The organism is Vibrio sp. YT-17 (genome assembly GCF_033337375.1).
Classification (GTDB): domain Bacteria; phylum Pseudomonadota; class Gammaproteobacteria; order Enterobacterales; family Vibrionaceae; genus Vibrio; species Vibrio alginolyticus.
Map to the genome: position 1 here is coordinate 19,135 of NZ_JAWOQP010000036.1, position 11,704 is coordinate 30,838.

The window sequence follows — 11,704 nt, forward strand, 5'->3', positions numbered from 1 at the left end:
AGATGGGGCATTTATGTTTTAGAGTGAGACGAATTCGATAACCTATGAGAAGGGAAACCTAATGAACAAGACCCAATTAATCGACTTTATCGCAGAGAAAGCAGACCTATCAAAAGCACAAGCAAAAGCTGCTCTTGAAGCGACTCTTGATGGTGTAACTGGCGCACTTAAAGAGGGTGACCAAGTTCAACTAATTGGTTTTGGTACATTCAAAGTAAACCACCGCGCTGCACGTACTGGTCGTAACCCTAAGACTGGTGACGAGATTCAAATCGCAGCAGCTAACGTACCAGCATTCGTAGCAGGTAAAGCGCTGAAAGAATCAGTAAACTAAGTTAGAATGCACCGAGGTATCCTGCCTCGGTGCAATTTCATGAAAAAACATCTACTCACTTCACTTCTCCTATCTAGCCTTACCCTTTTTGGCTGTTCATCGGTTGAAACTCCTAATTTAGAACAATTCACGCATTTTTCTGGTGGTAAAGTTGCGGGAGATGCTAGCAGCTTGTACTGGATGACAGAGAAACTCACTCGTGTGAGTACGGCGGCTGATTATGTGACTATGGGGGACAATGGTTGGTTCAAGAGTGATTATCGCTGGGATGAAGGTGAGTTGCGAGAGTTGATTCGAAAAGGCGAGCAAGTTGATACCAAACAAGAGTTGGTGCCTTTTCAAATCCACATCCGTTTCAATAAAGATGGCGAAGCGGTTTACCAACAATATCGTGTTAACCGTAAAGTCTTACCACTCCAGCATGACCAATTAGAGCGCTACAAAGCAGAAGCGAATGACGTAGTGGCATCGGTTAAGGCGCAGTCTCGTAACAATCAGAGCCTTATTCAAGGTTATTGGAATGGTCAATCGTTTGAAACCTGCAAAGGTAAGGTGTTCTCGACACTCGAGTTTAATCAGACGCTGCCAAAATTTATTATCGAGCGTCTCTCATCGGTAGACAGTTATGTGGCTTTTGTCGGCAAGCAGTCACGAAACAAAGCAATGGTCGATGAACTGTTGATGCTCAATGACGATGACTTTGATTGTGTTTCTCGGCCAACGTTGATCTCTGAATAAACATTGCTTCGAATTCTGTCGAACAAGAACAATAAAAAAAGGCGCTGAGTGCGCCTTTTGTTTTTTGAGCCAACTTATGTTGTTTTTATTTGTCTTGCTCACGTGCAATTGCACGGTAGCCGATGTCGTTGCGATGGAACATGCCATCCCAACTGATCTGTTTTGCAAGCTCGTAAGCACGCTGCTGCGCTTCTGATACGCTGTTGCCAAGTGCGGTTGCACAAAGAACACGACCACCGTTTGTCACGATGTCGCCATCTTTGTTACCTGTACCAGCATGGAAGACTTTTTCGCCTTCAATTTCAACTTGTGGCAGACCCGAAATAACGTCGCCTTTGTTGTACGCTGCTGGATAACCACCGGCTGCTAGCACGATACCAATCGATGCTCGTGGATCCCACTTCGATTCCGCTTGATCCAGTTTCTCGTCGATTGCCGCTAGACACAGATCAACAAGATCCGATTCCATGCGCATCATGATAGGTTGTGTCTCAGGATCACCGAAGCGGCAGTTGTACTCGATTACTTTCGGAGTGCCGTCTTTGTCGATCATCAGACCCGCGTATAGGAAACCAGTGTAAGGGTTACCTTCAGCGGCCATGCCACGTACCGTTGGGTAAATCACTTCTTCCATAATGCGGTTATGGATTTCTTGTGTCACCACTGGAGCAGGAGAATATGCACCCATGCCACCGGTGTTAGGACCAGTATCTTTGTCGCCTACGCGTTTGTGGTCTTGGCTGGTGGCCATTGGTAGAACGTTCTCACCATCCACCATCACGATGAAGCTTGCTTCTTCACCATCTAGGAATTCTTCGATAACGACACGACTACCAGCATCACCAAATGCGTTGCCTGCTAGCATGTCTTTGATTGCGTCTTCCGCTTCTTCTAGCGTCATTGCCACAATCACGCCTTTACCAGCAGCAAGGCCGTCGGCTTTCACCACGATCGGTGCACCTTGCTCACGCACGTAAGCAAGCGCTGGTTCAATTTCTGTGAAGTTTGCGTAGGCACCGGTTGGGATTTGGTGACGAGCAAGGAAGTCTTTAGTAAACGCTTTAGAGCCTTCAAGCTGCGCTGCGGCTTGGGTAGGACCAAAGATTGGTAAGCCCGCTTCGCGGAACGCATCCACCACACCAATAACCAGCGGTGCTTCTGGGCCAACGATAGTCAGTTCAATCGCCTTCTCTTTGGCGAAAGCAACAAGGCCAGCGATGTCTTCTACATCGATGTTTACGTTCTCTAGTTTTGGCTCTAGTGCTGTACCTGCGTTGCCTGGAGCAATGAAAATAGTCTCAACATTTGGGTTTTGCGCTGCTTTCCAGCCTAGCGCATGTTCACGACCGCCTGAACCAATGATTAAAACTCGCATATGAAAATCCTTAATCTTATAAATACCGTTTGCTCAAACTCAGATATTTCGCAAAGACCTGAGTATGGCCTCTCTAATTCAATGGGACGAGGACAAGGCGACAAGTGAACTTATTCCTATGAGCATAGTATGCTATGTGATTAGGATAAGTGAACGCCGTCAACGCAGTTATCGTCCCAGTGAAGACGAGAGGATTAGTGGCGGAAGTGACGCATACCGGTAAAGATCATCGCCATGCCGTGTTCGTCTGCCGCTGCAATAACTTCGTCATCACGCATAGAACCGCCTGGTTGGATAACACACTTGATGCCTGCTTCTGCAGCCGCGTCGATACCGTCACGGAATGGGAAGAATGCATCTGATGCCATTACACAACCTTCAACCTGTAGACCTTCGTCTGCAGCTTTGATGCCTGCGATTTTCGCAGAGTAAACGCGGCTCATTTGGCCAGCACCTACACCGATAGTCATGTCGCTTTTCGAGTAAACGATCGCGTTAGATTTCACGTATTTCGCTACTTTCCAGCAGAACAGTGCATCTTTTAGCTCTTCTTCTGTTGGCTGGCGCTTAGAAACCACTTTTAGGTCGTCTAGGCTTACCATGCCTTGGTCGCGGTCTTGAACCAGTAGACCGCCATTCACGCGTTTCACGTCAAAGCCAGTTGTCTTCGTTGTCCATTCGCCACACTCAAGTAGACGTACGTTCTTCTTCGCGGCAACCACTTCAATCGCTTCAGCAGAAACGGAAGGAGCGATGATGACCTCAACGAATTGACGTTCAACAATAGCGGTTGCTGTTTCAGCATCTAGCTCTTGGTTGAATGCAATGATGCCGCCGAACGCTGATGTTGGGTCAGTTTGGTAAGCGCGGTTGTATGCTTCTAGAATGTCTTTACCCAGCGCTACACCACATGGGTTCGCGTGTTTTACGATCACACATGCTGGCTCGTTGAACTCTTTCACACACTCAAGTGCGGCGTCCGTGTCTGCGATGTTGTTGTAAGAAAGGGCTTTACCTTGGATTTGGCGAGCAGTAGAAACGGATGCTTCTTGTGGGTTTGCTTCAACGTAGAATGCGGCTGCTTGGTGGCTGTTCTCACCGTAGCGCATGTCTTGCTTCTTCTCGAACTGTTGGTTGAACGTACGAGGGAATTTGCTCTCTTCATCACCTTCTTTGTTCTCACCGTAAGATGGAACCATAGTGCCGAAGTAGTTTGCGATCATGCCATCGTAAGCGGCAGTGTGTTCAAAAGCAGCGATGGCAAGGTCGAAGCGAGTTTCTAGTGTTAGAGACTTCTCGTTTGCGTCCATCTCTGCAATTACGCGGCCGTAATCACCTGCGTTAACAACGATAGTCACGTCTTTGTGGTTTTTCGCTGCAGAACGAACCATGGTTGGGCCGCCGATATCGATGTTTTCAACAGCGTCGGCTAGTGTACAGCCTTCTTTGGCAACGGTTTCTGCGAATGGGTATAGGTTTACGACAACCATATCGATAGGGTTGATGCCGTGCTTTTCCATCACGTCATCATCTTGGCCACGACGACCAAGCACACCACCGTGAACTTTTGGGTGAAGCGTTTTAACGCGGCCGTCCATCATTTCTGGGAAACCAGTGTAGTCAGAGACTTCAGTTACGGCGATGCCTTGTTCGGCAAGTAGGCGAGCTGTACCACCAGTAGATAGGATATCGACACCGCGCTCAGCAAGAGCTTGTGCAAACTCAACAATACCTGTTTTGTCTGATACGCTGATAAGCGCACGGCGAATAGGACGAGCGTTATTCATGCTTCCATTTTCCTCAAATTCACGGAGTTAAAGATGTTTGCCAAAAATGAACTTGTTTTTACCTCTTGGGGTAAAATATTGGCCAGTTTTGGTAAAGACCTTTGCAGGGTGTTTTCTGGTTAGAAAACAGTCTCCACATTTGATGGCGCGTATTCTAACCAATTTATTACAAAAAAGCTCGCGCAATCGTTTGGCATCTCAAAAATAATTGCAAAAAAGTCGTTCTTTAGCTTTAAAAGTAACGAGATAGTTAATAGGGAAAGTTATGTTTCAGATAGGTGAACTGGCAAAACGTTGTGGTGTGACTGCCGATACATTGCGTTTCTACGAGAAAAACGCGCTAATAAAACCCGCAGGGCGAAGCGAATCAGGCTACCGCTTGTATGATGAAGAGAATCAAAAGCAGGTGCACTTTATCCTCAAAGGTAAAGATCTTGGCTTGAGTCTGGATGAAATTAAAGACCTGTTAGAAATTAAGTTAGAAGCGACAGAACACAGCTGTGCAGAGGTAAAAGCCATTACTTCTGCTAAGTTAGAGCTGATTGATGGGAAAATTAACGAGCTGAGGAAAATTCGCCGAGCGTTAAAGAAGATTAATGATGCTTGTTGTGGTCATACAGACGATGACGCCACACATTGCTCTATCCTCGCAGCACTTGAGTAGTCTCATTCTTGCATCACTTAACTTAAGTTTGCATTTTTGGCGACTTGCTTTTCTAGGTACACGCTGCTTTCCCACCTATAATCTTGCCTTTAGTTACTTGTAGGAATCGACCATTGTCTGATTCCTAGCGTAACGCTGTCTGTAGATACGAGAGTTTTCATACATGGTTGGAGTCTATTTTCAAATCAATGACTGGGTTTTGAGCGTTGATGAAAATAAGCTGTATCGACAAGATAGGGAAGTTACTGTTGAGCCACGCTTAATTAATCTTTTGCACTTCTTAGCGGAGCATGCGAATGAGGTGTTCAACCGCGAGGAATTGATTCAGTACGTTTGGGCTGGAGCGATTGTGACCGATCAAGTGGTGACTCAATCCATCTTTGAGTTGCGTAAGCTACTACGTGACGGTCGAGAGGAAAATACCAACTACGTTATCACGGTGCCCAAGCGTGGCTATAAGCTGGTAGCGAACGTGGTTGCTATGACGCATGAAGAGTTTGTCACAAGTCGGCAAAATGAAGAGATCCCACCTTCGGTTGAAGAATCGGAAGAGGATTGTCTACCTATAGCACCAGCCGTTACCTTTCCTGCCGGTCCTCTAACTCGCGCGGTCTGCGAGATGTCAAAAGAGAAAAAAGCACCTCAGAGCAAAAACAAAATCAGTCCTTGGCGATTGGGAATTATGAACTTCATCTGGATCAGTATGTTGGTCGTAGTGATGGGCGTGTTTACCTACAAGCAATCGGAAGTGCGTATTACCCAAGCCATCGATACCCATCTGATTGAGTTCAAGTTTCAAGATAATTTTACGAATGAAGGATTAAGCTACGATTTGGCAGACGGATTCGCCCAAAAGTTGATGTCCGACATTGCTCAAGTGAGCGATTACCGAGTCATGCTAAAGAAGGCGTCGTTTACCTCGGGTATTGTGCCGGGCAAATCGGTTGTGGTGCGGGTTCGTGAAAATGATGGTGGTAGCTTTTTAGAGGTGGAATATCGCAATAACTCATCTGAAAAGGTGTTGTTTAGTCGTCAATACGCGTTAACCAGTAGTCATTTAAAGACAGTGCTTCAACAAGCGTCGTTGGATTTGATGCAAGTGCTGAAAGTGTCGGATGCCAAATTGAAATCTACGATGCTGGTGGCGGGAATGCCAATGAATCCCGACGCGTTGGAGTTGTTTGTTCAGGCTAACCATTACCTTAATGTCTCTGATACTAAACAATTCCGCCAAGGTATCGACTTGATGGAAAACATTTTAGAAATCGAGCCGGATAATGCTTACGTTCAAGCTGAGTTGTTGATTGCTTACCATGTACAAAAGGCACTTGATTTCTCACAGGAGTTGAAGAAAGGGCGAATGCAGCAGCTCAGTGAAGCACTAGAGACTAATGTGAAAATGATGGTGGGGCCAATTCAACCGCGAATTTATGAAGCTTTAGCACTGCACGAAACCATCATTGGTGACACGGCGTTAGCCAAGCGGCATCTCGGACAGGCATTGAGGTTACGTGATTCAGTGCTTTCCTATGTGATTCGCGGTAAGCACGCCGAATTGGACGGTGATCTGGATTTAGCCAGTGAGTCTTACAGTGAAGCTTTCTATATTGATACGTCGGTTGAGACGTACCTGCTGTGCGAAAACTTGGTCTTCCCAAGTAACATGAAGGCGATTGATTACGCCATGTATCGCGCCGTTCACCCTTCTGTCGTTCGAATGCTTTAATTCTCTCGGACTCAACGTCAGTCTAATGCTAGCCCCTCATTTCGGTGAGGGGCTTTTTTGTCGCTGTCGAAAAGTGAAAAGGGTGAGGCGGTGGGGCAATGACTTACGAAGGAGCTAACAACGCAAGCTTGCAACGGGAATACATACCCGCTTTGCTTCTCTATCTCTATCTCTATCTCTATCTCTATTGATTGTATGAAGTGTCTGGCTGAGTTATTTGGCGAGAATGATTCTGATGCTTTCTTGCAGGCGAGATGAATATTGATGTGGGTCAAAAAGCGCGATCAGGGAGAGATTTATGGAATCAACACTTCAGGGAATTAACCCTTCGGGATGGGGAAGTTGATAGAGGTTGATAACTTTTATCGCGATTACCGACGATTTGATGAGAGTTTATCTATCGGTAGAAGGTTTGATGTTTTTCTTATAACTAAATGAATAATATGGTTTTATATTTTTGTGTTTATCATGTTTACCTCAACTTGATGTTGATTAACTAATCATTTTATTGATAACCCCAAGTTTATTTTTTTCCCAGTTTTTGGGCGTAGTCTTCACTTCGAAATTTAGCGAGGTCGAGCAGGTTCTTCCTCATAGCATCTCGCTAATAACCATTCAGTTTGAGTCATGTTGACTCGAGTAGAATAGATTTGGAGATGTTATGTCATCGAATGCGAAAAAAATCGGCCTTATTGCCTGTACGGGTGTCGTAGCCGGTAACATGATGGGTAGTGGTATCGCACTATTACCTTCTAGTCTTGCCTCTGTAGGCTCTGTTTCAATCTTCAGTTGGCTGATCTGTTTGGTCGGTGCACTGAGTCTGGCGTTCGTTTACGCTCGTCTGGCAACCAAAAACCCACAAGAAGGTGGTCCTATCGCTTATGCTGGCGAAGTGTCTCCGGTATTTGGTTTCCAAACGGGCGTTCTTTATTACCACGCGAACTGGATTGGTAACCTGGCTATTGCCATTACAGGTGTTTCTTACCTTTCAGTATTCTTCCCTGTGCTTAATAACCCAATCCCAGCAGGTATTGCGACGATTGCATCGGTATGGATCTTCACTTTCGTCAACCTACTTGGTGGTAGCTGGGTAAGCCGTCTATGTACGCTTGGTCTAGTTCTTATCCTTATCCCAGTTGTTGGTACAGCTGCATTTGGTTGGACGCACTTCGATACTGCGCTTTACAGCCAAAACTGGAACGTATCAGCAGGCACTGACAGCCACGCGGTAGTAACAGCGGTTCTTATCTGTCTATGGTCATTCGTAGGTGTGGAATCAGCAGCGGTATCGACTGGTATGGTAGAAAACCCTAAACGTACTGTACCACTAGCAACTATGTTGGGTACTGGTATCGCAGGTGTGATTTACATCCTATCAACTCAAATGATCAGCGGTATGTTCCCAGCGTCAGAAGTTGCGGCATCAGGTGCGCCATTTGCACTAGCAACCACTGAGCTATTCGGTAGCTGGACAGCACCATTCGTATCAGCATTCACAGCGCTAGCATGTTTCACTTCGCTAGGTTCTTGGATGATGCTAGTAGGTGAAGCAGGTAAACGCGCAGCAAACGACGGCAACTTCCCTAAAATCTACGGCGAAACTGACAAAAACGGTGTGCCTAAGAAAGGTCTAATCCTTGCGTCAATCAAGATGACTGCACTGATGGTTGTACTGATATTCTTCAGCTCTAAAACAGCACACGCATCAGACTTGTTCAACCAGCTAACAACTGACGCAGTTCTACTAACTATGCTGCCTTACTTCTACTCAAGCATTAACTTGATTCGCTTCGAAGGTATGACAACACGCAACGGCTTCGTAATGCTGTTCTCTGGTGTGGCTTGTCTGTTCTGCTTCATCGCACTAGCAGGTGCAGAGGGCGGTACGCTAACAGCAACCTTCATCGTGTCTCTAGTTATCTTGATGTTCTACAGCAAAAAAGCAGGTCTTGCTCAGTACGTGAAAATGCACGCTGACGACATGCCTGCCCAAGCAAGCAACTAATCCCCAAAACGCTGGCACTACGGTGCCAGCCCATAAAACCCAAATTCACGCGGCGCTCACCTTACTCATTGCCTGTAAATGGCAAAGAGCGCCCTCATTCGCCTTGGAGATGTCCAAATGAATATATTCGCTATCTTGAACCACATGGGTGTGTTCTTTAAAGAAGAGCCAGTTCGTCAACTTCACGCTGCTCTTGAGAAAGCGGGCTACGAAGTGGTTTACCCAGTAGATGATAAAGACTTGATCAAAATGATTGAGATGAACCCACGCATTTGCGGTGTGCTGTTCGACTGGGATAAATACTCACTAGAGCTATGTGAACGTATCAGCCAAATCAACGAAAAACTGCCTGTTCACGCATTTGCTAACGAACAGTCTACTCTAGACATTTCACTAACAGACCTACGTCTAAACGTGAGCTTCTTCGAGTACGCTTTAGGTATGGCTGACGACATCGCTATCAAAATCAACCAAGCGACTGAGGCATACAAAGATGCCATTATGCCTCCATTCACTAAAGCGCTATTCAAATACGTAGAAGAAGGTAAGTACACCTTCTGTACTCCAGGTCACATGGGCGGCACTGCATTCCAGAAAAGCCCTGCTGGTAGCATCTTCTACGATTTTTACGGTCCAAACACATTCAAAGCGGACGTATCAATCTCAATGCCTGAGCTAGGTTCTCTACTAGACCACTCAGGTCCACATAAAGATGCAGAAGAATACATCGCACGTACATTTAATGCAGACAGCTCGTACATCGTAACTAACGGTACGTCTACATCGAACAAAATCGTTGGCATGTACTCAGCACCTGCGGGCAGCACAGTACTGATTGACCGTAACTGTCACAAATCTCTGACTCACCTAATGATGATGAGCGACGTGACACCAATCTACTTCCGCCCAACTCGTAACGCATACGGTATCCTTGGTGGTATTCCACAAAGCGAATTCAGCCGCGATGTCATTGCAGAGAAAGTGGCGAAAACACCAGGTGCAACAGCACCAACTTACGCAGTAGTGACTAACTCAACTTACGATGGCTTGCTGTACAACACACAATTCATCAAAGAGTCGCTAGATTGTAAACACATTCACTTCGACAGTGCTTGGGTGCCTTACACTAACTTCAACCCAATTTACGAAGGTAAATGTGGTATGAGTGGTGAAGCGATGCCAGGCAAAGTGTTCTACGAAACACAATCAACACACAAACTGTTGGCAGCGTTCTCACAAGCTTCAATGATTCACGTGAAAGGTGACTTTGATAAAGAATCTTTCAACGAAGCATTCATGATGCACACTTCAACTTCACCTCAGTACGGCATTGTTGCTTCTACTGAAACTGCAGCGGCAATGATGCGCGGCAACACTGGTAAGAAGTTGATGCAAGACTCTATCGATCGCGCAATCCGCTTCCGTAAAGAGATCAAACGTCTAGAAGCAGAAAGCGACAGCTGGTTCTTCGATGTATGGCAACCAGAAAACATCGATAGCACAGAATGTTGGAAACTAGACCCTAGCGACACATGGCACGGCTTCAAGAACATGGATGACAACCACATGTATCTTGATCCAATCAAAGTAACGCTACTGACTCCTGGGATGAATAAAGAAGGCGAACTAGAGGAATCAGGTATTCCTGCTTCGCTGGTGGCTAAATTCCTAGACGAGCGCGGCATCGTGGTAGAGAAAACAGGTCCATACAACTTGTTGTTCCTATTCTCAATCGGTATCGACAAATCAAAAGCAATGCAATTGCTACGCGGTCTAACTGAATTTAAACGTGGCTACGACTTGAACCTAACCATCAAGAGCTTCCTACCTTCGCTATACAACGAAGACCCAAGCTTCTATGAAGGCATGCGCGTTCAAGAACTAGCACAAGCAATTCATGACCTAACTAAGAAATACAACCTACCAGAGCTAATGTACAAAGCGTTCGATGTACTTCCAGAAATGAAAGTAACACCACACGCAGCATGGCAAGAAGAGCTTCGCGGTAACGTAGAAGAAATCAAACTGGAAGAAATGGTTGGCCGCGTAAGTGCGAACATGATCCTTCCTTACCCTCCAGGTGTGCCACTAGTACTTCCTGGTGAAATGGTGACTCAAGAGTCTCGCCCTGTGCTGGACTTCCTAGAGATGCTTTGTGAGATCGGTGCGCATTACCCAGGTTTCGAAACCGACATCCACGGTCTATACCAACTAAAAGATGGTAGCTACACCGTAAAAGTATTGAAGAACTAAGTTCCTCTCGAAGATGACGTCATTGGGAATGCAAGCATGCTCCACTCTTACGAGCTCAATGCGTCATCGAACAATAACGGCATATTAGATATACCCCTAACTATTCTGTCGTAAAGAGAAGAGCAAGGATGCTCTGATCTTTTCTTCTATATATAGAAGAAACACTTTTCCAAGACTTCACCTGAAGTACCCCAAATAAAAAGCAAAGACCAAAAGAGCAGTTCGTCATCGTTCTGCTCTTTTTTTTCGTCTTTATATAGTTAGAAAGAGAAAAAAGAACCAAGAGAGATAAGATCAGCAACCGAAATCACAAAGAAACCGGCGATCTTTTAATGCAGAAGTCAGGTGTTTCATCATGAAAAGATCCTCTGCAACCCGAAATATTAGACAAGATCGTTGAGTATCCATGCAGAATGCTTGTTATTTGTTCGGTTGAAAGTTTTTTTGCAAAAAACGCTTGTGCTAATTTCTCAACCCCCTATACTGCGCATCCACCGACACGGAGTGAGACGAAAGTCACACAGCGAGTCGGGAAGAGAGAAAAAAGAATTTGAAAAAATGCTTGACTCTCTCACGGTGTGAAGTAAGATACGCACCCCTAACGACGAGCAACTAAGTTGCTGAAAATGTTAGAAAAGCTCTTTAAAAATAAGAACCTATCAATCTGTGTGGGCACTCGTTGATGATAATCCAATTAGATATTTCTTTCTTAACGGAAAGCGGTGTCAAATTAGGTTTCAATGAAACGAAGTGACCATTGAATCGAAAGATTCAGCACAGTCAATTCAAACATTACTTTATGTAATGTTCAGTATTCATTGA

The 11,704-nt window shown here is 45.5% G+C and carries 8 protein-coding genes; 6 read left to right on the forward strand and 2 right to left on the reverse strand.

From position 1 onward, the window contains the following. Positions 1-61: 61 nt before the first annotated feature. The gene (gene hupA, locus R7F67_RS22465; protein ID WP_005382524.1) at positions 62-334 is read left to right on the forward strand and encodes a nucleoid-associated protein HU-alpha; all 273 of its coding nucleotides are present in this window, start codon (positions 62-64) and stop codon (positions 332-334) included. 39 nt (positions 335-373) lie between these two features. Next, the gene (locus tag R7F67_RS22470; protein WP_031780911.1) at positions 374-1,072 is read left to right on the forward strand and encodes a DUF1481 domain-containing protein; all 699 of its coding nucleotides are present in this window, start codon (positions 374-376) and stop codon (positions 1,070-1,072) included. Positions 1,073-1,157: 85 nt separating this feature from the next. Here R7F67_RS22470 and purD read toward each other — a convergent pair whose 3' ends face one another. Both purD and purH read right to left on the reverse strand, forming a co-directional pair. Next, entirely contained in the window at positions 1,158-2,447 is a 1,290-nt protein-coding gene (gene purD, locus R7F67_RS22475; RefSeq protein WP_053307545.1) for a phosphoribosylamine--glycine ligase, read from the reverse strand. 194 nt (positions 2,448-2,641) lie between these two features. Further along, positions 2,642-4,234: a bifunctional phosphoribosylaminoimidazolecarboxamide formyltransferase/IMP cyclohydrolase gene (gene purH, locus R7F67_RS22480; protein WP_005383658.1), complete on the reverse strand. Its 1,593-nt coding sequence runs from the start codon at positions 4,232-4,234 to the stop codon at positions 2,642-2,644. Between the two features lie 265 nt (positions 4,235-4,499). Between purH and zntR the strand changes: the two genes are divergently transcribed. From zntR to R7F67_RS22500, 4 genes are all read left to right on the forward strand, one after another. Continuing rightward, positions 4,500-4,898: a Zn(2+)-responsive transcriptional regulator gene (gene zntR / locus R7F67_RS22485; RefSeq protein ID WP_318057387.1), complete on the forward strand. Its 399-nt coding sequence runs from the start codon at positions 4,500-4,502 to the stop codon at positions 4,896-4,898. Between the two features lie 163 nt (positions 4,899-5,061). Next, positions 5,062-6,624 (forward strand): lysine decarboxylation/transport transcriptional activator CadC, encoded by a 1,563-nt coding sequence (gene cadC, locus R7F67_RS22490; RefSeq protein WP_104975667.1) that lies wholly within the window; start codon positions 5,062-5,064, stop codon positions 6,622-6,624. Positions 6,625-7,285: 661 nt separating this feature from the next. Continuing rightward, positions 7,286-8,629, forward strand: coding sequence for a cadaverine/lysine antiporter (gene cadB, locus R7F67_RS22495; protein ID WP_318057388.1), 1,344 nt, complete (start codon positions 7,286-7,288; stop codon positions 8,627-8,629). 117 nt (positions 8,630-8,746) lie between these two features. Then, positions 8,747-10,882, forward strand: a complete 2,136-nt coding sequence (locus tag R7F67_RS22500; RefSeq protein WP_318057389.1) for a lysine decarboxylase CadA — start codon at positions 8,747-8,749, stop codon at positions 10,880-10,882. The last annotated feature ends 822 nt before the right edge of the window (positions 10,883-11,704 follow it).